We start from the raw sequence: 23,656 nt of genomic DNA on the forward strand, positions 1-23,656 counted from the left end.
GAGTGCCTTTTCGTCAACCGACGTTGACGGTGACGGCGAGCTTCTCCCCTCGCAGGACCGATCGCACAGGGGTACGTACACGATGATCAGCCGCTTGCTGGGCCGGGGCACAACCGCGAAGCAGAGGAAGAACCCGCTCTCCGGCCTCTCCGTACCACCGGACGCCGGTCTCCTCACCTGCCGCGTGCTCGACCCCGTCAGCGAGCCTGTACGGCAGGCGGAGTACACGCTGAGCGACGGTCAGGGCCGCAAGATCGTCAAGGGGGAGACGGACCCGTTCGGCGGGGTCGCCACGATGGTGCCGGTCGGCGAGTACCGGATGTCGGTCTCGGCCGACGGCTTCAGCCCGTACCGGGGAAACGTGGCCGTGACGGAGGGCGGGAATCTCGTCACCCTCGGCGATGTCACCCTCCAGTTCGCGCCCACGCTGCCGCTGCCCGAAGCGGGCGAGTGGGAGATCGAGGCCGCCCACACCCGGATCGGCTTCAGCGCCCGGCACATCGGCCTCGGCCGGGTGTACGGCCGTTTCGACAACTTCGCCGGCGCCATCAGGATCGGCGGCGCCGTCGAGGACTCCGCGATGCACGTCGTCCTGGACGCGGCGTCGATCAACACGAACGTCCGGATGCGCGACGACCACCTGCGCTCCGCGGACTTCCTGGACGTGGAGCACTTCCCGACGCTGGAGTTCTACAGCGACCGCTTCGTGCACCGCGGCGGCGCCAACTGGGCGATCACCGGCGGCCTCACCCTGCACGGCGTCACCCGCACGGTGAACCTCGACGCGCAGTACAACGGCATCCGCGTCGGCATGGAGGGCGAAACCCGCGCCGCCGTCCGCGCCACCACCGAGCTCCACCGCGAGGACTACACCATCAACTGGCAGTCCATGCTGGCCCGCGGCATCGCGGTGGTCGGTTCGAGCATCAAGATCGAGCTGGACATCCAGATCGTCCCCAAGGGCACCGAACTCGAATTCAAGTGACGCCGAGCCAGAACCCGCGCTGAGCCGCGTCCCGGTCCCGCGCCGGACCAGGACGCGGCCGTACGAATCGGCCGTACGACGCGAGCCGGCCCGTTCACCGCCCCGTTCACCGCCCCGCGCCGGGGCCGCGTCCCGGTCCTCCAGCCGTCTACGAAGCGTGGCTGCTCGCTTGACGGGCCCGGCCCGTCGCCCCCCGACCCCGCCTGGTCCGCTGGACGAGGGACGCGGCGGCCTTCTCCCACTCGGGATGGGTGAAGGCGAACCCGGCGGCGCGCAGCCGGCCCGGCACCACCCGGCGGCTCTTGAGCAGCAACTCGGTGTCCGAGCGCAGCGCGAACGCTCCCACCTCGGCCATCCAGCGCGTGGCCGGCAGCCCCACGGGGACGCCCCAGGCCGTGCGCAGCGCCCGCATGAAGGAGCGCTGCGGAAGGGGACCGGGCGAGGCGAGGTTCACCGCCCCCTCGATGTCGTCCCGGGCGATCAGGAACTCCACCGCTCGCACGAAGTCCTCGTCATGGATCCAGGAGACGTACTGCGCGCCACCGGCCACCGGACCGCCCAGTCCGAGCCGCGCCAGCCACGACAAGACGTCGAACACCCCGCCGCGGTCCGGACTCATGACCATCGCCGAGCGCAGCGCCACCTTACGAGTCGCGGGTGTCGGCGCCTCGGCCTGCGCCCGCTCCCAGTTCTTCGCGATGTCGACGCTGTACGCCCAGTAGTCCGGCACCCCGGCCTCCGAGCCGCCGATCACCCCGGTCGCCTCGTCCTGTGCCGTGTCGAAGGAGTGGGCGTAGACCGTCGCCGTGCTCATCTGGAGCCAGACACGCGGTGGCCGCGCGGCCACGGCGATCGCCTCGCCGACCACCCGCGCCGAATGCACCCGGGAGTCCATCATGGCCCGCAGGTTCTCGGGGGTGTAGCGGCAGGAGACGCTGCGCCCGGCCAGATTGATCACCACATCGCACCCGTCGACCGCCGCGGCCCAGGGGCCCAGGGGCCCAGGGTGACCCCGTCCCAGCCGACCTGATTCGCCCGCGTGGGGCGCCGGGTCACGACCGTGACCTCGTGGCCGGACGCCGTCAGCGCGCGCTCGAGAATCGTGCCCACCTGTCCGGTTCCCCCGGGCAGCACTACCTTCATCGAACCCCCCTCGGTTTCCCTCGGCATGAGCGTACCCGTTTTTTTGAACACGTTCAGTTCGGAGGGTCCGGGCCGGGCCGGATCAAGACAGCCCCGTGCACCCGAATGGGACGCACCCACTGCTGCAACGCTTCGGGCAGGCCGCCTCGTCTGATGGATGTCCGATGAGGAGGAGCTGCGTGGAGTTCGAGGAGTTCGCCCGCGCGGAATGGCCGGCGCTGCGGCGTACGGCGTTCTGGCTGTCCGGGGACTGGCATACGGCTGAGGACCTGGCTCAGGCCACGCTGATGAAGGTGTACGCCCGCTGGTGGACGCTGCGCCGGCCCGCAAGAGCCGCAGCCTTCGCGCGTACGACTCTTACCCGTACCTGGATCGACTGGCAGCGCAAGCGATCGACGGGGGAAGTCCCCGCCGAGTACGTGGCCGACCGGCCCGTTGACGACAGCGACGTACCGCTGCGGCATGCGCTGCTGGCCGCTTTGGCGGCACTGCCCGCCGTGCAGCGCGCGGTGGTGGTGCTGCGGTACTGGGAGGACCTCCCGGTGGAAGAGGTGGCGCGCCTGGTGGGCCGCAAAACCGCCACGGTGCGTTCGGACGCGGCACGGGGCCTGGCCGCACTGCGGGAGACGCTGGCAGAGAAAGGGGCCGTCACGTGGTGAACGAGAACGACGTGAGGAACGCCATGAAAAAGGCTCTTCGTGCTGAGCCCGACGGCGAGCCGGACCTTGAGGTGATCGTTCAGGGCGGCAGGAGGCAGCGTCGCGCGGTCATGCGGAAGGCCGCGCTCGGGGCGGCTGTGCTGGCCGTTGCCGGACTGGGGGTGAGTTACGGCCTGACGCACACCCGGACCGGCCCGGGCAGCCGGAGCGTGGCGCCCGGCCTGGCAGGTCAGGCCCGAACGCCGTCACTTCCGCCCCACGACAACAGCCATGCCAACCTCGACAGGACGCACGCTGCTGTGCGGGCGGCGCTGGCCGGCCGCCTGCCTGCGGGCATGACGCTGGAGGACGGCTCCGGTCCCACCGACTTCCGGCTGGTGCGTTCCGACGGAACGGTGACATCGCTGGGGGCGGAAGTCGGGCTGCAGGAACTGGGCGGCATGAAAAGTCCGTGCACAGGTTCCCCGTACAACACCAACTGCCGTCCCGTCTCCCTGGCGGACGGCTCCCGGGGCTGGGCCTGGGAAACCGACGCCGGTCAGGAAGAAGGACACGCCGTTTCGGTGGTGGTGGACACGCAGGACGGCCAGGCATGGGGACTGTCGGACAGCGCCACGGAGGTGGACCCCACAACGATGACCCTGGAGAAGGGCAACCCCCTCACCGAGACGCAGCTGATTTCCCTCGTCTCCGATCCGCAGGTGATGGCCGCCCTCAAGCAGGTCCCCACCGACCAGGTCACCTCCGAGCAGACCGGACAGCCGTACCGCTTGTAGCAGCCCAAAGCGACACAGCGACAGCCCCGCACTCTCACCGCGGGGCTGTCGCGTCAGGCGCAGGTGAAGCGGTCCCAGCGCCAGCTTCAGCGCGTACCCCGAAGGCACCTGCGTAGCATCCAGCGTCCCCAACCCCGCAGGGGTGATTCGCGAGTTCGATGCCACCCGGTCAAGAAGGTGCTCCACCCGGGCCCGCAGCTCCGCCAACTGCGAGGAAGTATCGAGAACGTCCATCCGCCCGGTGTCCCCGAGCTGCCACACTGCGCCGGCCTCGACCTTCAACTGCTCCGGCTTGCCGGTCGCCCGGTTCACGGGAAGCCGCGCACCCGCCAGCCCGATGATCGGCGTACCGGTCGTCGCCGAGGCGGCCGAGCTGTCCAAGTCCGTCGCCGCCAACTCGTCCAGCCCCTGGAGCACCTTCGCCAGCACCGAACGGCCCCAGTGCTCCCCGGCGTCCGGGACCGTGTTCGGCACATGCACCACCGGCACGAAGTCGATCAGCAGGTCCAGCCGGTCCAGCACCGTCCCGTCCGGCCGCATCCGGAACGTCGCCTTGTCCAGCGGCAACCGGTCCACCGTCTCCCCGCGTTTCAGGTCCTCCAGCAGCCACTCGGGATCAGTCAGGAAGCACGTCACCGAGGATTCACGCCCCGGCTCCCACGGATACCGTCGCACCACCGAGCCGTCCTCGGAGATCGGGCTCAGCTCGTACGTCACCCGCCGCACGCGAGCCTTCAACCCCATCTCGGGGTCCTCCGGCAGCTCCCACGCCAGATGGACCCGAGTCGGGTAGTCCTGGTCCTGGTCGTCGTCCCACTGCGGAAAGTAGAAGCCCGGATCGTACGTCCGCAGCGTCGGCCGGCCCTTGTCCGGATCCCACGCCAGCACATACACAGCGTCGCCGAGCAGCACCGCGTTCCGCTCCGCCTGCTGCACCCGCAACGGCAACAGCTCCTTCTCCGCCCACTGCCGCAACCGCTCCTGCGCCCCGGCCGCCTCCGCCGCTCCCGGCGGCGGGGGCTCCTCGTCCGCGTGCTCCCCGCCGGTCACCACGATCTGCTGGTCCGAGCCGAGCAGGTAGCCGAGCGCGGTGTCTACGAGCTTCGCCGCGTCCCCCAACTCACGCCGTTCAAAAGCCGCCTCGTCCCCCGACGCCGCCGCGAGCTGCCCGGCCTGGTTGTTGTCGTACGCAGCCAGCACCTTGTAGGCCGCCAGCCGCCGCATCTCGTACGGCGGCAACCACGACGACGCGAGCTCGGGGAAGACCCTGTTGCCCGGTCGGCCGGCGTCGGCCATCACCGGCTTGTACGACAGCCACGACCAGGCATCGATGACGAATTGACGCAGGCCCACGGATGCTCCTCAGACAGTCGGCCCCACGCCCGCTATCCAGGCTATCCGCTCGATGGGAGCATCAGCAGTGGCCGACAGCCAGGCATGCGGCCACAATCACTCCATGGCCCACGACGCGAAGTTGGTTGATATCTTCATCGGCTCTCCGAGCGACGTAAGAGAACGCAATTTCGCCAGAGAATACATGAATGAGTGGAACGAGGAGAACGCAAGACGGACACAAATCCGCCTTCAACCCGTTATGTGGGAAAGGCAGTCAACCGCCGACTCACGCGCCCGGGGACAGGAGCTCATCAATAGAAAGCTTCTAGATCCGTGCGACATCCTACTCGCCCTCATCTGGGCGAGGCTAGGTACACCGACGAGCGTTGCACTATCCGGCACAATCGAGGAGGTCACGAGATTCCACTCAACAGGTAAGCGCGTGTCCCTGTATTTCTGTCAACGCCAAATCAACTGGGACGACAAAGAAAAACTCGACCAAGCAAATGCAGTTTTGGACTTCCAGCGAGAGATGCGCGATATCGACTTTGGGATCATTGGGTACTACACAACAAAGGACTCACTAGAGAGACAGCTCAGGCGTCTCTTCAATGAGATAGCCGACGAATACAACGGACGATAATTAAGCCGCGGACTTCTTTGCTACATGCTTCACCGACGGCCGCCGAGACGCCGGTCATCTGTGGACCTTGGAGGTGGCATCGTAGGGTCGAGGAACAGGTCCCACAGCGCCCAAACGGCGGAGTCCAGCAGGTCCGGGGAGTCCTCGGTTTCGCCTTGGCCAACGAAGGTGGTCATCTGTTCCTCCAGCTCGGCGAAGGTCCGGGCCGGGCCAGCATGGTGGATGCGGGCTTGCTCGTAGAGCTGTGCGGCTGGCGCAGCACGCGCCCGCTTGCCGCGGGTGGCGTGGACGATGCGCCAGTTCACGGTCGGGTCGACCTGTCCCAGGAGCGCGGGCAGGTAGTCGCCGCCGTTGTTCGCCTCGATGACCACGCAGTCGGCCCGATGCTCGTGGTACAGGACGGCGGCGCGCTTCATTGCCTGGGTCGGGGTATGGCGGCCCTGCTCGCAGTGCAGCAGGTAGCCACGGGGGCGGTCGTCGCGGAACGTCGTCTCGACCGGGGAGCCGCGGCCGGCGACGGTGAAGGCGGTCATGTCAGCGTTCTCGTGGCTCTTGGTCGCCGGATCGACGGCGACGACCAGGCGCTGCATGTCCGGCAAGTGCTCCGGGCGGGGCCGGAAGCCCTCAACCTCCAGCATCCAGCCCTGCCACAGAGCGCCTTCCACGTCCTCCAGCAATTCGCCGGACAGCTCCTGGCGGCCAAGCCGGGTGCCGGCGTACTCCTCCTCCAGTTCCGCGCGGGCCGCCGGCGACAGGTTCGCGTCGTTCTCCCGCATGTGCCCGCGCGTCAGCACCACCCGCGGCTGCAGGCCGCCTTCCCGGGCCTGCTTCTCCTGGGTCCGGCCGCGCTCCACGAGTCGCTTCACGTGCGGCAGCGGCTTCGGGGTCGTGGAGATCACGACCTGCGGCGTGGCCGCCTCGCGCAGGCAGAACCACAGCATGTCGTAGACCTCTTGGGCTGTATGCCGGGACCAGGCCGCGTACTCATCGCACCACGCCTTGTCGAAGGCCCACCCGCGCAGGTTGTCCGGGGTCTCCGCCCCGAAGCCCCGGATCAGCGTGCCGTTGGTCAGCCGTAGCGTCGTGTCGCCCAGCGATGAGGTGTACTTCGCGACCTCTTGCGGCGGGAACACCGACAGCAGGCCCGACTTCGGGGAGTCGAAGCAGATGTCCCGGACCAGCATCGCGTTCTTCGCCACCACCGCGATCTGCAGTCCCGGCGTCTTCGCCCACGACCGCACCAGCTCGGCGGCCGTCCGCGACTTGCCCCAGCCGCGGCCGGTCAGCAGCCTCCACACCGTCCACAGCCACGCCGGCGGGCGCTGCGAGGCACGGGCGTGATGGTGCAGCCAGCCCTCGTGCGGAAGGCCATCGCAGTCCGGCACCTCGCAGGCCCAGCGGCGCGCGGACGTCTCGTCGGCCCGGACCAGAGCAGCGACCTCGGCCTTCAACTGCTCCAGACTCATCATGCCCGGATCGGACAAGGCCTCGATCGCGCGGCGCTTGGCCCAGCCTCCGCTCACCTGTCGTCCTCCGACAGCCGCCGCTCCAGCTCCCGGCGCAGCATTTCCATCCGGCTCCGGCGCTCCTCGTCGGTCAGCGCCTCTACGTCCGCCGACTCCGCGCCGTCCGCCGCATCGGCGGTCGTCGGTTCCTCGCCGACCGCCCGGCGCTCGATCTCCGCCGCGACCTGGAAGTAGCGCAGCAGCTCGCCGGGCGTCAGTTCCCTCGGGTCGAGGTTCTGCAGCCGGACGACGGCCTTCCCGAGGAACGCCTGCGCGAGCTTCGCATGCCGGCGGGCGATGTCGCGGCGCGCCTGGTGCTGTTCGGCGAGGAAGAGCCGGTCTTGCTCGCGGTCGTACGCCCCGGCCCGTATCACCCAGGCGTACTGCCGCGACCACCGGCTCAGCAGGGTCCGTGACTTGCCCAACTCCCGTGCCACCTTCGTGACACTGCGTGCGGGGCCGAGGTCGCGGTAGGCCGCGAACGCCTCGAACGCCTGGGGCGATTCACCATCGTGGCGCTCCCAGGGTTCAGCGCGGCTTGCGGCCACCGCTCACCTCTCCGGCCTCTACCGGTCCTGGCCGGCCAGGACGTCCAGGGCACGCCACGGCTCGGACGCGGGGACGCTGCCGTCCTCCACCAGCCGGTCGATCGCCGCGCGTACGGCGGCGGCCGTAGCTACCGGGATCTCCCGTACGCCGAACACCGTCTCCAGCGGGGCCGTGCCGCTGCGGTGCGCCTGGCCGCTCGCCGGGTCGTACCAGCCGTCTGCCAGCTCACCCACGTGCCGTTCGAACACTGCGAGGATCACCCCGAGCGCCGTCGCCGAGTTTCCGATCTTGTGCGCGGCCCGTGAGGTCTCCAGCGCGTCGAGCACCGGCTCGTACTGCTCAAGCCCCGCCGTCCACCGCCGGTCCGCCGTAGCCGTGGCCCGCGCGGCGTCGAATGCCGCCTCGGCGCGCTCCAGCTCGTCGGGCAGGAACATCAGCTGCACCGAGGCGAAGTCCAGGTTCGCCTCGCCCAGGCTGGAGACGTCGACCTTCTCCAGCAGGTCCAGGGCCTTGTCGTCCAGGCCCGTGTACTGCCGCCACTCCACCGACTCCAGCTCGTCGTACAGCTCCCGCAGGATCGCCGGATCGTCCTGGCCCGCGATGGCGTTGTGGGAGAGCTGGAGCGCGATCTGCCGCTGGCAGGGCAGCGGCTGGTCGATCTGCATCCACCAGATCAGTTCCAGGCCGGCTTCGATCGCCGCCAGGGTGCGGTGGTTGCCGGACAGCACGATCAGCCGGCCGCTGCCGGTGTCGTTCCACACCAGCGGGGTGGACGTTAGGTGCCCGTCCCGCTTGATGTTCGTCACCAACTGCCGGAACTGCTCGTGCGGCAGGAACCGAGCGTTGACGTCGAGGAGGGTCAGCGTGCGCGGGTCGCCTTCCACCATCTGCGGCGGGGCCAGCGGCGCCGTCCCGGTCGTATCGGCTGTCTCGTCCATGGTCAGGTTCCTGCCGTCTCTTCCGTTGTCCGGGTACCCCACCGCTTCGTCCACGTCGCCAGGGCCTCGGTGAGGGTGTGGCCGCCCATCGCGCCCTGGTACTGCAGCTGGTACGTCCAGCCGTCCTCGTTCGAAGGGCCGCGTTTGGTCAGCCGCAGCAGCCCGCGGTACTTCATCGACACCGGGTTGTTGCTGAACGCCGTGGTGGCCACCGCCCGGATACGGCGGGAGAACGCCCGCTGGCACAGCAGCCGCGCCTCACTGCTGGTGGCCGCGAGCACAATCAGCTTCGATAGCCGCCGGTAGTCCGTCGGCGCGACCGCGAAGTCCGACAGAAGATACGCCTCGTCCGGCGTGTAGCTGCTCGGCGCCATGGCGAATACACCGAGCACCCGGCCGGCGCCGTCCTTGACCGCGACCGCGAGGTTCGCCGCGCCCGGCGCGATACGTGGGTTGAGGTACCGGGAACGCAGGGCGTTGAACTGCCCCGGCTTGAGCAGGGCCAGGGACAGCGGCCCGTTCAATTCCTCACCGCGCCCGAGCCTCGGGGCCGTTACGGGTTCGATGGGCTGGCGGGGTGCGACGATCCGGGTCGGGGCCTGCGAGGCGTACACGTAGAACGGTGCGGCGCGCGGGGTGGCCTTGATGACGCCGCACAGGAAGCGCCGCAGCTCGGGAACGTCGTGGTTGGAGGCCGTCAGCCAGTACGGGCGGTCGGTGATGGCACCGAGCACGTCGACCACGTCGGCGTCCGACAGAAGCTCGTACGCGGGCGCGTCCCAGGCGAAATGCTGGTTCAACGGCTCGTACAGCTTCTCGTAGCCCCCGCCGTAGAAAGGAGGGAAGGAGCACACCGGAGCCTCGCGGGGCACCTTGCGCAGCCAGGAGCGCACATCCTCGGCCTCGTACGAGGCCAGGGCCACGTCAGTGCGGGATAGCCTCTCGACGGTTTCGGCGTGCTTGGCCTTCCACTGTTCACGGTAGGAGCGCACCACCCGCTCGTGCCAGAGCCCTTCACGGTCCACGCTGGCCAGGAACCGGGTACCCAGCATCAGGGTAGCGACGGTGCCCACCCCGTCGTCCAGAGAGCCGGCCAGCCAGCCGAGCCGGTCCACGCTGTCCTCGCGGAGCCGAATGCCGGCCGACTGGCCGGTGAGCCATCGGCCAATCGCCGTGGTGTAAATGGACACATCGGAGGAGTGCAGTGCGAAGCCGAGCCCGGCCAGCGACCTCTCGATGGTGAAGTTCCCGCAGCACGGCACATAGACCGGACCCCGCGGCCACGTTGAGGCCGTCTCGCGCACGATGGCGCGCATGGGACCGGGGATGGTGCCCTGGAACAACCTCGCCTCCGAAGTGCGCGCTGGACGGATCAGTCGCAGCGCCTGGTCGGCGTATTGCCGGACCCGGCGTCACGTCGGAACTTAACACCTCTATCTGACAACATCTTGAGATAATGTCATCTATCTATCGAGTGTGTGCTCCACACCGACCATGGCGGGCTGTGAGTGACGACTCTGCAGGTCACTGGCCCTGCCCAGGCTTGTAGACGTCGACGCCCGTCGCCGGCAGCGGTCGTCTTCCCGAGTTGGGCCCAGTCCTTGGAGCGCCCGACGTTACTCTCCGCGTGTCCCCCAGTTATGCAAGGGCGTGAGCATGGAGCAGCAGGCATGGAACAGCGACCGCAGACTGACCGCGATCAGCCGTACAAGCCTCTCCGTGCCCGCCAGACAGGCGGTGATCGACAGGCAGGTACTCCCCGGACGTACTGTCCTTGACTACGGTTGCGGCCGCGGTGGTGACGTGGGCACCCTTCAGCGGCTGGACTACCGCGCCGTTGGCTGGGATCCGTTCTACCTGCCCGAGGCGAGGCTGGAGCCCGCGGACGTTGTTCTTCTTACCTACGTCCTCAATGTCATCGAAGATCCGCAGGAGCGGCGAAAGACGCTGAAGGCAGCCTGGGAACTGGCGGGAACAGTCCTGGTCGCCTCAGCACGACTGACCTGGGAGAGGTCGAAGGTCCGCGGCGAGGCGTTCGGTGACGGCCTGCTCACCAGCCGGCAAACGTTCCAGCACCTCTTCGGGGCGAGTGAGCTGCGCAACTACGTCGAAGAAGTAACGGGTGTACGGACTGTCTCCGCGGCACCAGGGATTGTCTATGCCTTCAAAGATGAGACGGCGCGCCTGAGCTACCTCGCTCAACGGATCGTTCCCGACGCGGAGTGGCTCGCCACCGAAGACACGACCTCGGCGATCGCCGCGGTGGTCGACTACGTGGAACGGCGCGGCCGCCTTCCCCGTATGGAGGAAGTGCCCCAGCCGATGGCTGAGCTTCTCGGCTACCTACGCCCCAATGAACTGCGCCGCCTGGTCCGGGACTCCGCCGAGCAGGCCAAGGTCGAGGAGGGCTGCAAGCGGACCACTCTCAATACGCTGCTCTTCCTGGCCGTCGAACTCTTCAACGGCCGCGGCCCTTTCAGCAGCCTCCCCCTGAGTGTCCAGCTCGACGTCCGCGCCTTCTTCACCTCCTACAAGGAGGCATGCCAGCGATCCGACCGTCTTCTGCTGAAACTCCGCGACGACACGTACCTCCGCGGAGCCATGAACGCCTCCTCGGTCGGGAAGCTGACCCCGACCGCGTTGTACGTGCACCAGCGCGCCCTCGACCGAATGCCCACCATCCTGCGCCTGTACGAGCACTGCGCCTCGATCGCGGCCGGCCGCCCACAGGACTGGACTGTGGCCAAGCTGCGTCACCAGGGACGCGCCCTGAGCTGGCTGGACTACCCCGACTTCGACGGCGACCCGCACCCGCGGATCCTGTCGTCGTACCAGGTAGACCTCAAAACTCTCGAGACCTCCCACACTTCATACGCCGAATCCAAGAACCGGCCGCTATTGCACCGCAAACACGAGTTCCTGGCTCCGGACGATCCGGACGTCGAGCGTTACAAACGACTCACGGCAGCAGAGGTGAAGGCGGGACTGTATGAGCACCCTCACCTCATCGGTACGGAGAACGGCTGGGAAGCCGAGCTCCTCCGCTGTGGGCGCAAGTTGCGGGGGCATCGCCTTGTCCGGCGGGCACCGCATGACAGATCAGGCTGAGTCCGGCTGCAAGCGCATGATCGCGTCTGCCAGCTCGGTGGGGTCCAGGTCCGTAGTCTGGCTGGGGAACCACGACAGGCGGAGCCCGTTGGAAGCCACTTCTTCAGGCAGGCCCATGGCGCTCAGGACGTGACTGGGGGTGTAGGAGGCGCTCGTGCAGGCGGAGCCCGTCGCTACGGCGACCTGGTCCTTCAGCATCACGATGAGCGCCTCGGCGTCCACGCCGCCGAAGGTCAGGTTGAGGATGTGAGGAACCGTGTGGTCTTGGTCGCCGTTGATACGGAAGCGGGTTTTCGCGAGTGCGTCCAGGAGGCGAGCACGGAAGGCAGCCGCTTCCTTGTTCCACTGGGCGTGTTCCTTGTGGAAGATCCTCGCCGCTTCAGCCAACCCCATGATCAACGGAACCGGGAGGGTACCCGGCCGCAGATTCCGCTCCTGACCGCCGCCGAACATGATCGGCTTGAGGGGCAGGGTGTCCCAGCCGCGATGGCGGGCCAGGAGCATCCCGACGCCCTTGGGCCCGCCGATCTTGTGCCCGCTGACGCTGATCATGTCGATCGGCGCCGTGAGATCCTGCGTCAGCTTCCCGTAGCCCTGTGCGGCATCCACGTGCATGTACGTAGAGGTCTCACGCAGCTTGTGAGCGAGCTCGACCACAGGCTGCACGACCCCTGTCTCATTGTTGACGTGCATGAGCGATACCAGAAGAGTGTCTGGACGCAAGCGTTCCATCACGGCATCGGCGCTGACGCGTCCTGACGGGCCGGGTTCGATGAAGTCGACCTCGAAGCCTCGTGTCTGCAGGTACTCAAGAGGCTCGATGACCGCTTTGTGCTCAATTGCCGAGGTGATGATGTGACGCCGGCCAGTCTCTTCACCATGGGGGGCCAGACCCAGCAGGGCGATGTTGTTGCTCTCGGTCGCACCGCTGGTGAAGATCAGCTCGTCCACCTCGGCGTCGAACGTGCCGGCAAGGTACTGACGCGCCTGCTGCACGGCACGTTTCGCCCGGGAGCCATACTCGTGGGTGCGACTGCCCGGGTTGCCGAACTCCTCAGTCATCCAGTGCAGGACAACCTCGGCCACGCGCGGGTCCACGCGCGTGGTCGCTGCCGCATCGAGATACGTCACCACTAGCCCCACCACACCTCTGTGCGTTATTCCTGCGTAGCCTGTACGTCTAATCTCTGACGTACAAGTACGATACCCTTGCCTAGGTGCGATCACAGCCACCTACGCAGCTCGCGGACGCCACTACCTCCTCAGGCTTCGAGTACATCTTTCCAGCCATCAGAGGGGTCCAGGCGGGGCGCGAGTTCTACGTGTCCATGTGTCCGCTTCGGCTCATCCCGAAGATCTTCCTGTTCGATGAAGACGAGCTGGCCCCTGAAGTCCGCGCGCAACGGGTGCTGAACAAGGGGAGACTCCCGGCTCTCACTCGGTACATCGTGGACAATCCGGACGATTATGTCTTTAGTGCACTGACAGCCTCTGTGGATGGCGAGATGCACTTCGAGAGCATCTCTGACTCCGGTGTTGGGATGCGCGCAGGGCAGATCCGCATCCCCATGGCCGCTCGCTTCCTCATCAACGACGGCCAGCACCGTCGAGCTGCGATCGAACAGGCACTGAAGGAGAACCCGGATCTCGGCGAGGAGACCATCGCCGTCGTCTTCTTCCACGATGCCGGGCTCGCCCGCTGCCAGCAGATGTTCGCCGACCTCAACCGTCATGCCGTTCGCCCGGCCCGGTCCATCGGTGTGCTCTATGACCACAGAGACGACCTGGCCATCATCACCCGACTTCTTGCCATGAAGTCGCCCGTTTTCAAGGGACACGTGGAGATGGAGAACAGCACCCTCTCCCAACGGTCCCGCAAGCTGTTCACTCTCAGTGCAGTGTATTACGCAACTCAGTCTCTTCTTCAAGGACTTGAGGTTAAGAAGGAACAAGCGCAGACGCTGGCCGAGCAGTACTGGGAGGCCATTGACGCGGTCATCCCGGAATGGTCTCTGGTGCGTCGCCGCGAGTTGACGGCCCCCGAGGTTCGCCGTGACTTCATTCATAGCCATGGCATCGCACTGCATGCCCTAGGGCGGATCGGTAACACCCTCATAAGGAGCGCAAATGCTCCCAAGGCGTGGAAGCCGAAGTTGGCCCGTTTGAAGTCCGTGGACTGGACGCGCAGCAACACCGACTGGGAAGGCCGAGCACTCGTGGGTGGCCGCGTGTCGAAGAGCCACCAGAACCTGACCTTGACTGTGAACTACCTCCGACACCACATGGACCTTCGGCTCAGCCCCGAAGAACAGCGTGTCGAGGACGCATACGTACGAGGAGATGCATGAGCACCGTGACACGTCCCGTGGCCTTCCAGGGCCGGGGCCTTTCCGAGGTCGTGAACGAGCTGACCGATGAAGTACGTGAGCTCTACACCGCGGACGAGGTGCCTTGGGTCATCGGCTACAGCGGCGGAAAGGATTCCACCGCCGTCCTTCAACTCGTATGGCTTGCTCTGCAAGGGCTGCCGGCCGAGCAGCGCACCAAGCCGGTACATGTGATCAGCACTGACACCCTGGTCGAAAATCCCATCGTTGCTGCCTGGGTGTCGCAATCGCTTGAGACGATGAAGAAGGCCGCGGCCGAGCAGAACCTGCCGATCGAACCGCACCGGCTCACCCCCAAGGTGGAGGACACCTTCTGGGTCAACTTGATTGGCCGCGGATACCCGGCCCCTCGGCCGAAGTTCCGTTGGTGCACTGAGCGCATGAAGATCAAGCCATCCAACCGCTTCATCCGTCAGGTTGTGCGTCGTCACGGTGAAGCCATTCTCGTCCTCGGTATCCGCAAGGCTGAAAGCCAGGCCCGCGCCCGAGCCATGGCAAAGCACGAGAAGCGGCGCGTGCGTGACCGCCTGTCCCCCAACGGCAACCTCCCAAACTCGCTCGTTTACAGCCCTATCGAGGAATGGACCAACGACGAAGTCTGGGCCTTCCTCATGCAGCAAGCCAATCCATGGGGTTACAAGAACAAGGACCTGCTCACCATGTATCAGGGGGCATCCAGCGACTCTGAATGCCCCCTGGTCGTGGACGATACCACCCCGTCCTGCGGCGACAGCAGGTTCGGCTGCTGGACATGCACGCTTGTGGACCAGGACAAGTCCATGACCGCCATGATCCAGAACGACCCGGAGCAGAAGAAGTGGATGCGTCCACTCCTCTCTCTTCGCAACGAGCTGGACGATGTGTCGAAGGAGCAGGAGACACGGGACTTCCGGCGGATGAACGGTCGCGTGCAGCTGTTCAACGACCGCATCATCCAGGGCCCGTACACCCAGAAGGCTCGTGAGGACTGGCTACGGAAGCTGCTTCGCGCCCAAGCGCACGTCCGTAAGGAAGGTCCCGAGGAGGCCCGCTCCATCGAGCTGATCACGATGGAAGAGCTACACGAAATCCGTCGGATCTGGGTGTTCAAGAAGCACGAGGTCGAAGACCTCGTCCCGCGGATTTACGAGGAGGAGACCGGCGAGAAGTTCCCCGGGCAGGACCTTGAGGAAAGCCTGGTCATCCGCGCAAGCGAGATTGATCTCCTCCGCAACATCTGCGGCGACGACGAAATCCACTTCACCATGGTCCGTGAACTACTGGCCGTTGAACGTGAATACAGGACCAAGACGCGGCGCAAGGGTCTCTACGAGGCCCTTGAGAAGGTGATCGAAAAGGGATTCTACGAAAACAAAGAAGACGCGCTGGAGTTCGCACAGCTTAAGCAAGCGATGCACGAGGGTGGCGCCCGCCCTGAGCTCACAGACCAGCCCCAGGCACCGACATTGGACGAAGAGTAAAACAATGCTCCTGCATAATATCACGCTGCGTGACTTTGGGGCTTACCGAGGCGAGCAGCGGCTCGACCTGCGCACAGAGCCCGGGCGCCCCATCGTCCTCATCGGCGGGCTGAACGGCTGTGGTAAGACCACGCTTCTCGATGCCATCCAGCTCGTACTCTACGGGCCCAAAGCGGACTGCAGTGGCCGGGGCAGCCGCCCTTACAACGATTACCTCCAGCAGTGCATCAACCGGGAGGCAGATCCCGCCGAAGGCGCATCCATTGCCTTGGAATTCTCCATCACCATCGAGGGCGAAGAGCACTACTACCGTGTCGTCAGAAACTGGTACTTCACCGGCAACAAGACGCTGCGCGAATTCCTGACTGTCTTGGTCGACGGAGAGTTCAGTCGCTCACTGACAGAGGGCTGGGCCGATCACGTTGAGACGATCCTTCCGCTCGACGTAGCCACACTCTTTTTCTTCGATGGAGAGAAGATTGAGGAACTTGCCGACCCACGCAGCGCAGCCAGGGTCATCGAGTCGGCCATTCACTCCCTCCTCGGCGTCAGTGCCGTAGAACGACTGCGCCAGCTCCTCAAAACTCTTGAGAACCGACAGCGGCTGTCCGAAGCCGACCAAGACGTACTGGACAAGATCCGCAAGCAGGAACTTGAGTTGGAGCAGGCCACCCAAGCCGCATCAGACGCCCACCAGCTCATGGCGGCCGCCCGCTCTGAACTTTTCGTACGTCAAAAGGAATTGGGTGACATCGAAGACAAGTTTGAGCAAGCAGGCGGCAAGGAGTACGAGCGCAGGAAGGAACTGGAGGCCGACCGTAACCGCGTCAAGAACCAAGCGGTGGCTACGAACAAGGCCTTGATCTTTCTAGCCGAGGGCCCGCTTCCGCTTCTACTCCTGCAGGATCAGCTCACCGGTGTCAAGAAGCAGGCAGAGCTGGAAAAGGAGGCCGACGATGCTTCGCGCTTCCTCGGAGTCCTACAGGAACGCGACGAGTGGCTACTCCAGCAGATCACTGACGAGCTGCCAGCTAGTGCCCGCTCAGTACTGAAGCGGAAGTTGACCGGCGATCGCAAGAAGCGTGCAGCGGCAGCGGACTTGGAGCACAGCCTCGGTCTGCCGCACGACGCCTTGCTGCAGTTGTCGGCACTGGACCAAGCTCTGGCCAGCGACTCTGCACGTGCCCGCGATCTCCTAAAGGAAGCTGCCGACATCGCGGAGCACCTCGACGTCGCGCAGCAACGGGTGGAAGCCGTGCCTGACGATGAGTTCATCGGAGGGCTCGTTGCAGAGCGCCAAACCGCGATCGACAGGATGGCGGTCGCGCAGGTGCAATTCCAGCGAGGCGAAAACCTCCACGCTGAAGCAGTCGCACGGCGCCAACGGCTGGAGGAGGAGCTTGATCGTGCTCATCGTTCCCGCCGTGCGGCGGAGTGGCGTTCTGCGTGGCTCGAGCGAGTGGTCAAGTACTCAGAGAAGACGCGTGGCACCCTTGAGCAGCTCGGGGATGATCTCCTCGCTCACCACATCGAGAACGTCGAAGCCGCCGTGTTGCACAGCTTCAACACGCTTATGCGTAAGCAGGGTCTCATCCGAGATATCCAAATCAACACGGACGACAAGTTCGCCCTTGTCCTCACCGGCCCGGATGGCGAAACCATCGACCCTGGCCGGTTGAGTGCCGGCGAGCGACAGCTGCTTGCCGTCTCCCTCCTGTGGGGCTTGGCCAAGACGGCAGGCAACCGGCTGCCGAGCGTCATCGACACCCCTCTCGGCCGTCTGGACAGCAAGCACCGGGAGCACCTCGTGGACCGTTACTTCCCCAAGGCTGGCCGCCAGGTACTGCTGCTGTCCACGGACGAGGAGATCGACGAGAAGCTGCTCGGTCGCCTGAAGCCCTATCTCTCGCACACGTACAGGCTCGTCCACGACGACAAGACCTTCACCACTAGCGTCGAACCGGGCTACTGGTGGACCGCAGGAGCAGCGCATGTCGCTTGAGACCATCCGCCTCTCGCAGACGGCGAAAGACCAGCTCGTCTGGCTCAAGCGCCACACTGGCATCACGCATTGGAATGTCCTGTGCCGCTGGGCTCTCGGACTGTCCCTGCGTGACACCTCGACTCCGCTGGTGAAGGACATCGTCACCGACTCGAACGTAGAGATGAGCTGGAAGACGTTCGCTGGAGCATATGGGGACGTATACCTCGCCTTGCTGAAGCAACGGTGCCTCGCAGACGGCGAAGAGCCTACGGACGAGGTCGTATCCCGAACCTTGATCGTCCACATTCACCGCGGTGTCGGCTTCCTCCACGGGCGACGCGATCTGAGAAGCATCAGCGACTTCGTGGCGCTCGCAGTGGCTTAGCAGACCGATGGGCCGGCGCGACCCATGTGGCGCGCCGGCCCCTCATGCTGTCCGCGAGCCGTCAGATGGCCTCAGAGGACGTCCTTGATCTTCGTGAGGTACTGCTCGGTGAAGCTGCCCCACCACTTCCGCAGTTCCTTGTACTGGTCGACCGGCGTCTCGTGCATCGATTCGGCCTTCGCGTACGCCACCAGGAGCAAGGTGATCGCTTCGATGGCTCGGCGAGCCGTTGCGGACACATTGGGGCCGGTGCCCGTGCCGCCCTCCTTCGACAGCAGCTGCAGAGGCTCGTACATCTCCTGGTAGAAGACGTGGCGCTGGTTCAGCCGGATGATCGTCTGGTCCTTGAGGTGCGTGAGCTGGAAGAGATCATCTCCGGGTACGTCCACCGTCTCGATGACGAACGGAAGGTCCTTGATCTCCTGCACGTAGGCGGCCTTCTCCTCCTCGGTCGCGTTCCGTCCAGCGTCCTTCGCCAGGTTGTCGTACTCCCTCTCCTGCTGGGCCGGCGTGGGGACCTGCTTGACTCGGGCCTTGGGCATGGTGCGGTCCGCGTCCTTGAGCGCCTTCGTGATAGGAGCGTGCTCGCCGGACTTCACTGCGTCGTCGCGGTTGACCTCGCCCCATACGCGGTCGATCTCGTCACGCGCCTTCGGGATGACACTCTCCGCGATGGCCCGCAGGGTCCTGCGGAGCTCGTCAGCGGGGACGGCCCCGCGCTTCACGTTGCGAACGCCCATCATGCGGTCGAGCTCCGGGGTGAAGTAGACCTCGAAGCCGATGTAACGGTCCTTGGTTTGGATCCCGGAGGGAAAAAGCTTGGCTACGGGGGTATAGCTGATCTCGCGGTCAAGCCGCATGAAGCTGATGGCGCCCTCGTTGTCCGGGATCCGCAGCCGCTTGGCCAAGGCGTCGCCGCCGGCGCCCTTGAAGCGCAGGATCTCGGGCGGTGCCAGAGCGATGACGACGCGGATCTTGTGATCGGTGCCCTGGACCTTCACCTCCTCGTTGAAGAAGACCTGACCGTGGAAGTGCCGGGCCTCAGCACGTGATTCGCCGCTGGTGCGTGCGAGTTCCTCGGTAAGCACCTGATCGGCCCAAGTGCCCTTCCGGAGGAAGGTCGGATCGTGGGGCTTCAAGTCCGTGTGGTCGACGGTGATCCGGATGCCACCGCTCAGGAACCCCCGGAAAACCCGGGCCAGTTCCTTGTTCATCTCGTTGCGGACGTGGTCCGGAGTGCTCCGGCCATGGCCGTCGGAGACTCGGTCGATCTTCGACCACGTCACCATCGTGCCCGAGCCCTCCGGGAAGTAGACCTCAAGGTGTGCGGGCAGAGGCTCGTCATCGGGGGGGTAGATTCCAACCGTGTCGCCGCGCTTCTCGGCCTCGATGCCCTCTTCGAGGTCGAAGAACACATGCCTGATCCGCTCGCTGCCCTCGACGCGGGACCAGGCGTCGATGCGCATACCGACGCTGAGACTGGCGAGCTTCGCACCGACACCGAACTTCCCGATGGTCTTCTCGGACATGAACCTCTTGGAGAAGCCGAGCTGCAGGTAGTGCTGCAGCGTCTCGTCGTCCATGCCCTCACCGTCATCGATGAAGGACACCTGCGCGAGGGTCTTCTTGCGGCCCACCATCGCTTCTTCGGTGATGATCTGGATGTGGTTCGCACGGGCTTCGATGCTGTTGTCGATCACCTCCCCGACAGCAGACGGGAAGTTGTGGCCGGACTCGCGGAGGCTGAGAAGGGCCTGGCCGGAGAGGACGACCGGGACGATGTCCATGTCGGCGGTGGTCATGATGTGCTCCTGGTGTCAGAAAGGCGTGGTCGAAGCAGAGCCCGGCTCAAGGCGCGTTCGATGGCCGTTTCAGAGCAGAACGGGCAGCGGCAGCCCGTTCCGGCGGGACTGGCGGGGTGTATCTGGTTCCGAATGATGCGGCCCGCGGACCGGTACTGGTGGTACCAGTAGGACTCGATTGCATAGGCCTGGTGGGAGTTGCGGGCTGGGGCCACGACGAAGTGGGTTGCACGCCCGCGGAGTGGATGTCGGGATAACCTCCGGCGGAGACAGGTGTCCGAGCGTCCCACGTACAGCGGGCGCGCACCTTCCTGCTCGTGCTCCATCAACAGATAAGCGCCGATGGTCCCGGTCGGTATCTGCATGTTCACGACGCTGCGTGTGAACCGGAGAGCCACACGGGAGGTGCCTTCGTACGGCTCAGCCACCCGGACGTGAACGTTGGTGGACGTCGTCATGCCGTGCCGCTGATCAGTGCGCGGGCATGGGTCCGGAGGGCGCGTCGGGCACGCTCAACCGTGGCCACAGAGACGCCAGTCTGCCTGGCCGAGTCAGGGACGGTCGCCATGTCCAACATGCCCTGGAGGCAACCGAGGCCATGAGGACCAAGCGTCGCGGCGAAGGCGGTCAGCTCCTGGATGGTTTCGGTTGCGAGTGCACGCGCCTCGGGGGTGTCGTACGTGACCATCTCGATGACGGGCGAACCGTCCGCTGCGGTCGTGGACACGCGGCGGCGAGCAGCGTCAGCCAGCGGCCGGCAAGCGGCACTCCGGCGGGCGTTGGCCTCCGAGCGGCGGATCGTACGGCGTGCGTCCCGGATGACGTTCCGGCACAGAAGGTCGGGATCTTCGGCCACACGCTTGTGGCCAAGTGCGAAGTTCAGAGCGGTGTCGAGAACGTCGAGGTACTCGCCGTCCCACGCCCTCGCCTTGTTCTTCCTGTACAGACGGCACATCGTCTCGACGCGCACGTCGTTGAGCTGGAGCATCAATGCCCCTCTCCGGGTGCCCGGCTGCTATATGCCGGACCCACTCAGTTGTGACCCGCTCGCCCTTTGGCCGTCGTCGCCGTTCGGTCGACTTCGGCATGAGCAGGTGTTGAAACTGTAGAGCCCGCCACCGACAGTCGGCGGTGGAACGCTCACACCACCTAGGGGACAGCCCAACAGCGCATCCCCTCACGGCAGTTGCCCGGTCGATCCAGTGCAAGCGGTCGACGCAGGGCCAAGGGCAGGACTAGGAACAGGATTTGTGAGACTTGCGGTGCAGATCGGCCCCCAGCAGGTAGCGTTGGAGGCATCTTGGATCATGCTTTCTGGAGGCCCCTGCGTGAACGCTAAGACGATCACCTACACGTACCCAGCCCACATCACGCAGCAGACCCCGTCGGGCAAGCCCCTGGTCTTCTTCGCAGCGCCGGCTACGCAGATTGATCAGTGGGTCGGCGTACCTCAGCGCAGTCGTCTCAATGACGAGGAAACCATTGGCTTCCAGCGACAGGAGAGCAGGTCAAGGATCAGGGAGTTGTCCAGCTTCTATCACGATGAGCGCAACATCGTGCAGAACCCCCTCCTGGCTGCCCCGCAGAGCGAGACCTCCGTCAGCTTCAAGCCTTTGGACGGCACTCCTGAGTTCGGCATGCTGGAGATCGTAAGCGAGGACTTCAGCGACACGTCCTTGCTGGAGTTGATGTCCCGAGTAGTTGCACGCCTTGAGTCACGCATGCCAGAACTCAAAAAAACCGTGCTGGATCAGGAGCGACTTTCGTCGATCATAGATCGGGCTCGAAAAGAGCACGGGCTTGATGCCGTTGGAGATGAAGGCGACGACGAAGAAGAGGTAGCAGCGGAGGAGGCCGGGAACGGAGATGAGGCAGATGCAGCGAGCGTGCTCCTCACCGACGAGACCCACCTGATCGACTTCTATACCGAGCTCAAAGGGCGAATCAAGGTCCTCGAAGCCCTCGACGCCGACGTGAACCCGAAAAAGATCCTTGGGTTCGACCGGGAAGCGATGATCAGTTACCTCAAGCCCATCATGCTCGTCGATGGACAGCACCGCCTGAAGGGCGCGGTGTTGGCTGCGGCGAGCCTGGCTGAGAGTCAGGACGGAGAGACATTCCTGCTTGAGGCAGCAGAGAACGGCCTGGACCCGGCTCAGGCCAAGGCCGACTTCATCTCGACACACGCTCGCCGGCTGCCCGTCTCGCTCTTGCTCGACCCCAGCCCAAGCGAACATGTCTTCCAGTTCGTGGTCGTGAACCAGAAGGCCACGCCGATGGGCAAGGCCCTCTTGGGCACGATCGTGTCGACGAGCTTGAGCAAGGACGAGCTGGACCCGGTGGCACAGCGACTCAAAGACGCCGGCATCAAACTGGACGACTCTCAGGCCATCGCCTACCTCACACGGGCGGAAGAGAGCCCCTTCAAGAACTTCGTACAGACCGGTATCGCGGGAGACAACAGGACCCTGCTGCAGTGGCCGGTCCTCAAGGGACTCGTAGGGATCTTCCGAGAGCTGTCCGGGGGCAAGCTCTACTCACAGAAGGGCGACTGGGCCAAGCTCTGGGGCAAGTACCACCTTGACGAAAGTGCGTTCGTCGCAGACTTCGACACTCACGACGAAAAGGTCGCGGCATGGGCCAGGCCTGACGGTCCCTGGCGGGTCGTCTTCATCAGGTTCTACTCGAACATCAGGGAAAAGTTCGGCGCTGAAGATCCGGAAGCAAAGAACGCATGGGGAACCACCCGCAGCAACCTGTACAACAAGATCAGCCTCACGATTCTGGCGGCTGACTACTTTGAGTTCCTCCGCATGCAGAAGAAGACGCTCAATAGCCTCGACGATGTCGACGCCACTATGGAGGCGTGGCTCACGGACGTCAATCCCGCGTACTTCAATCGACTTTGGAACGTCGAGAAGAAGGACACCCCACTCATTCGCAGGACTTGGAGTCGCCTCTGGTACGACTACCGAAGGAACCCCGAGTCCCTTCCCAAGGAGGGCGAGTACAACCCCGCTGCTGGGGCGTGATGCAGCCACAGGAGGTCGGCGAGTTCTTCGCCGAGATCAAAAGGGCCCTGGACAGCAACTGGTCGGACGAAGCCTTGAAGTCCCTCTCGAAATACACTGTGCCAGAGGTCGTATCTGGAAATCACGGATGGCTGCTGCGCGGAGACCTGTCAACGGTCTGGGGCCGTTGGTTCATTGAAAGTCTCGTTGACCTAGCTCCGTACGAACTGGACACCGAACTGAGCATCGGACACCTCCACGCTCCCATACTCGACTACTTCAACGCCGTCAGCCCGCAAGTCCCCTTGGACGAACGAAAGAAGTATGCGCGCGTGCTGACGAAGTTTGCTTGGCAATTGGTCTCAGCGCGGAGGGGGCGGAAGCGGTCCGCGATCGGACTCGCCACGCGCGAAGAACTGTGGGCCACGGGGCAGCCAGAACCTCGCTGCTACCTTTGCGGTTACCTGTTCGGAGATCGCGCCCGAGATAAATTCCTCGGCATCACCCAAGATGAGCCGCCTATCCCACCGCTAGTTGATTTCACGCGCCCCCGAGGCATGCGCGCGAGTCAACTGTGCATCGAGGTGGATCACGTAATCCCGGTTGCAGAAGGCGGGAAGACGTCTGTTGAAAATCTGCGCCTTGCCTGTGGCTGGTGCAATTCCGTGAAGAACAGATACACGAACATATATGACACGATTCCGTGGTCTGTCGGAATATTCGACCATCAAGCCCTTGGTCCTGTGACGCAGCCCCAGCCGCTTTGGGTGCTACGGACAGTGGCTACTCGGAGAAGGTGTGAATCCCCCGATGGCTGCACCGCCAAGATCGAGGTCAGTGAACTCTTCGCTGGACCTCGGAATCCCAACGGTGCGCTCACTCCGGTCAATCTGGCCGTATTCTGTGAGCAGCACGATCCTTGGCGCCTCGACAGATGGATCGGCCCCAAGCGCCTTGCTGCGTCTACCGCCAGCTAAGAGCAGAAT

At 65.0% G+C, this 23,656-nt stretch carries 18 protein-coding genes and 1 pseudogene; 10 read left to right on the top strand and 9 right to left on the bottom strand.

The window, feature by feature from the left end:
- The first annotated feature begins 82 nt into the window (after positions 1-82).
- The gene (locus tag ITX44_RS12080) at positions 83-985 is read left to right on the top strand and encodes a YceI family protein (RefSeq protein WP_205357115.1); all 903 of its coding nucleotides are present in this window, start codon (positions 83-85) and stop codon (positions 983-985) included.
- Between the two features lie 148 nt (positions 986-1,133).
- On the opposite strand, the pseudogene ITX44_RS12085 reads toward ITX44_RS12080, so the two are convergent.
- Positions 1,134-2,128 (bottom strand): annotated as a pseudogene (locus tag ITX44_RS12085) (epimerase).
- 179 nt (positions 2,129-2,307) lie between these two features.
- On the opposite strand from ITX44_RS12085, the gene ITX44_RS12090 reads away from it, so the two are divergent.
- Positions 2,308-2,787: a SigE family RNA polymerase sigma factor gene (locus ITX44_RS12090; protein ID WP_307795221.1), complete on the top strand. Its 480-nt coding sequence runs from the start codon at positions 2,308-2,310 to the stop codon at positions 2,785-2,787.
- A 245-nt stretch (positions 2,788-3,032) separates the two neighbouring features.
- Here ITX44_RS12090 and ITX44_RS12095 read toward each other — a convergent pair whose 3' ends face one another.
- Positions 3,033-4,859, bottom strand: coding sequence for a hypothetical protein (locus ITX44_RS12095; protein ID WP_205357117.1), 1,827 nt, complete (start codon positions 4,857-4,859; stop codon positions 3,033-3,035).
- A gap of 160 nt (positions 4,860-5,019) precedes the next feature.
- Here ITX44_RS12095 and ITX44_RS12100 point away from each other — a divergent pair, with 160 nt between their 5' ends.
- A complete protein-coding gene (locus tag ITX44_RS12100) occupies positions 5,020-5,541 on the top strand; it encodes a DUF4062 domain-containing protein (protein ID WP_205357118.1) in 522 nt (173 codons plus the stop codon).
- 29 nt (positions 5,542-5,570) lie between these two features.
- On the opposite strand, the gene ITX44_RS12105 is transcribed toward ITX44_RS12100, so the two are convergent.
- The 4 genes from ITX44_RS12105 to ITX44_RS12120 are packed head-to-tail and all read right to left on the bottom strand — an operon-like array spanning position 5,571 to position 9,876.
- Positions 5,571-7,064 (bottom strand): terminase large subunit domain-containing protein, encoded by a 1,494-nt coding sequence (locus tag ITX44_RS12105; protein ID WP_205357119.1) that lies wholly within the window; start codon positions 7,062-7,064, stop codon positions 5,571-5,573.
- A complete protein-coding gene (locus tag ITX44_RS12110) occupies positions 7,061-7,594 on the bottom strand; it encodes a hypothetical protein (RefSeq protein ID WP_205357120.1) in 534 nt (177 codons plus the stop codon). Before ITX44_RS12110 ends, ITX44_RS12105 begins: the two co-directional genes overlap by 4 nt.
- 18 nt (positions 7,595-7,612) lie before the next feature.
- Positions 7,613-8,533 (bottom strand): ParB/Srx family N-terminal domain-containing protein, encoded by a 921-nt coding sequence (locus tag ITX44_RS12115; protein ID WP_205357121.1) that lies wholly within the window; start codon positions 8,531-8,533, stop codon positions 7,613-7,615.
- 2 nt (positions 8,534-8,535) lie between these two features.
- On the bottom strand, positions 8,536-9,876 hold the full coding sequence (locus ITX44_RS12120) for a putative antirestriction adenine methyltransferase (protein ID WP_372440887.1): 1,341 nt from the start codon (positions 9,874-9,876) through the stop codon (positions 8,536-8,538).
- A 313-nt stretch (positions 9,877-10,189) separates the two neighbouring features.
- On the opposite strand from ITX44_RS12120, the gene ITX44_RS12125 reads away from it, so the two are divergent.
- The gene (locus ITX44_RS12125) at positions 10,190-11,641 is read left to right on the top strand and encodes a DNA phosphorothioation-associated putative methyltransferase (protein ID WP_205357123.1); all 1,452 of its coding nucleotides are present in this window, start codon (positions 10,190-10,192) and stop codon (positions 11,639-11,641) included.
- Here the strand turns inward: ITX44_RS12125 and dndA are convergent.
- A complete protein-coding gene (dndA, locus tag ITX44_RS12130) occupies positions 11,633-12,775 on the bottom strand; it encodes a cysteine desulfurase DndA (RefSeq protein ID WP_307795222.1) in 1,143 nt (380 codons plus the stop codon). The genes ITX44_RS12125 and dndA overlap by 9 nt on opposite strands.
- Before the next feature lie 83 nt (positions 12,776-12,858).
- Here dndA and dndB point away from each other — a divergent pair, with 83 nt between their 5' ends.
- The 4 genes from dndB to dndE are packed head-to-tail and all read left to right on the top strand — an operon-like array spanning position 12,859 to position 17,857.
- Entirely contained in the window at positions 12,859-13,989 is a 1,131-nt protein-coding gene (gene dndB, locus ITX44_RS12135) for a DNA sulfur modification protein DndB (RefSeq protein WP_205357125.1), read from the top strand.
- On the top strand, positions 13,986-15,488 hold the full coding sequence (dndC, locus tag ITX44_RS12140) for a DNA phosphorothioation system sulfurtransferase DndC (RefSeq protein ID WP_205357126.1): 1,503 nt from the start codon (positions 13,986-13,988) through the stop codon (positions 15,486-15,488). The genes dndB and dndC overlap by 4 nt, the downstream gene beginning before the upstream one ends.
- A 4-nt stretch (positions 15,489-15,492) precedes the next feature.
- Positions 15,493-17,490, top strand: coding sequence for a DNA sulfur modification protein DndD (gene dndD / locus ITX44_RS12145; RefSeq protein ID WP_205357127.1), 1,998 nt, complete (start codon positions 15,493-15,495; stop codon positions 17,488-17,490).
- Positions 17,480-17,857: a DNA sulfur modification protein DndE gene (dndE, locus tag ITX44_RS12150; RefSeq protein WP_205357128.1), complete on the top strand. Its 378-nt coding sequence runs from the start codon at positions 17,480-17,482 to the stop codon at positions 17,855-17,857. Before dndD ends, dndE begins: the two co-directional genes overlap by 11 nt.
- 71 nt (positions 17,858-17,928) lie before the next feature.
- Here the strand turns inward: dndE and ITX44_RS12155 are convergent, their stop codons facing one another.
- Complete coding sequence (locus ITX44_RS12155) at positions 17,929-19,659, bottom strand: ATP-binding protein (protein WP_205357129.1); 1,731 nt, start codon at positions 19,657-19,659, stop codon at positions 17,929-17,931.
- Between the two features lie 454 nt (positions 19,660-20,113).
- Complete coding sequence (locus ITX44_RS12160; protein WP_205357130.1) at positions 20,114-20,647, bottom strand: hypothetical protein; 534 nt, start codon at positions 20,645-20,647, stop codon at positions 20,114-20,116.
- Between the two features lie 262 nt (positions 20,648-20,909).
- Here ITX44_RS12160 and ITX44_RS12165 point away from each other — a divergent pair, with 262 nt between their 5' ends.
- Together ITX44_RS12165 and ITX44_RS43000 are read left to right on the top strand one after the other, a co-directional pair.
- On the top strand, positions 20,910-22,691 hold the full coding sequence (locus ITX44_RS12165; RefSeq protein ID WP_205357131.1) for a ParB N-terminal domain-containing protein: 1,782 nt from the start codon (positions 20,910-20,912) through the stop codon (positions 22,689-22,691).
- Positions 22,692-23,227: 536 nt separating this feature from the next.
- Positions 23,228-23,647: an HNH endonuclease gene (locus ITX44_RS43000; protein ID WP_372440891.1), complete on the top strand. Its 420-nt coding sequence runs from the start codon at positions 23,228-23,230 to the stop codon at positions 23,645-23,647.
- Positions 23,648-23,656 lie beyond the last annotated feature (9 nt).

The sequence above is a fragment of the Actinacidiphila acididurans genome (genome assembly GCF_016918855.1).
GTDB classification, from domain to species: domain Bacteria; phylum Actinomycetota; class Actinomycetes; order Streptomycetales; family Streptomycetaceae; genus Actinacidiphila; species Actinacidiphila acididurans.

Excerpts from the sequence above, each read along its gene's own strand:
- ITX44_RS12080 (WP_205357115.1), top strand. The coding sequence starts at position 83 with ATGATCAGCCGCTTGCTGGGCCGGGGCACAACCGCGAAGCAGAGGAAG.
- ITX44_RS12095 (WP_205357117.1), bottom strand. The coding sequence starts at position 4,859 with ATGGCCGACGCCGGCCGACCGGGCAACAGGGTCTTCCCCGAGCTCGCG.
- ITX44_RS12100 (WP_205357118.1), top strand. The coding sequence starts at position 5,020 with ATGGCCCACGACGCGAAGTTGGTTGATATCTTCATCGGCTCTCCGAGC.
- ITX44_RS12115 (WP_205357121.1), bottom strand. The coding sequence starts at position 8,533 with ATGGACGAGACAGCCGATACGACCGGGACGGCGCCGCTGGCCCCGCCG.
- ITX44_RS12125 (WP_205357123.1), top strand. The coding sequence starts at position 10,190 with ATGGAGCAGCAGGCATGGAACAGCGACCGCAGACTGACCGCGATCAGC.
- dndC (WP_205357126.1), top strand. The coding sequence starts at position 13,986 with ATGAGCACCGTGACACGTCCCGTGGCCTTCCAGGGCCGGGGCCTTTCC.
- dndD (WP_205357127.1), top strand. The coding sequence starts at position 15,493 with ATGCTCCTGCATAATATCACGCTGCGTGACTTTGGGGCTTACCGAGGC.
- dndE (WP_205357128.1), top strand. The coding sequence starts at position 17,480 with ATGTCGCTTGAGACCATCCGCCTCTCGCAGACGGCGAAAGACCAGCTC.
- ITX44_RS12155 (WP_205357129.1), bottom strand. The coding sequence starts at position 19,659 with ATGACCACCGCCGACATGGACATCGTCCCGGTCGTCCTCTCCGGCCAG.
- ITX44_RS12160 (WP_205357130.1), bottom strand. The coding sequence starts at position 20,647 with ATGCTCCAGCTCAACGACGTGCGCGTCGAGACGATGTGCCGTCTGTAC.
- ITX44_RS43000 (WP_372440891.1), top strand. The coding sequence starts at position 23,228 with ATGCGCGCGAGTCAACTGTGCATCGAGGTGGATCACGTAATCCCGGTT.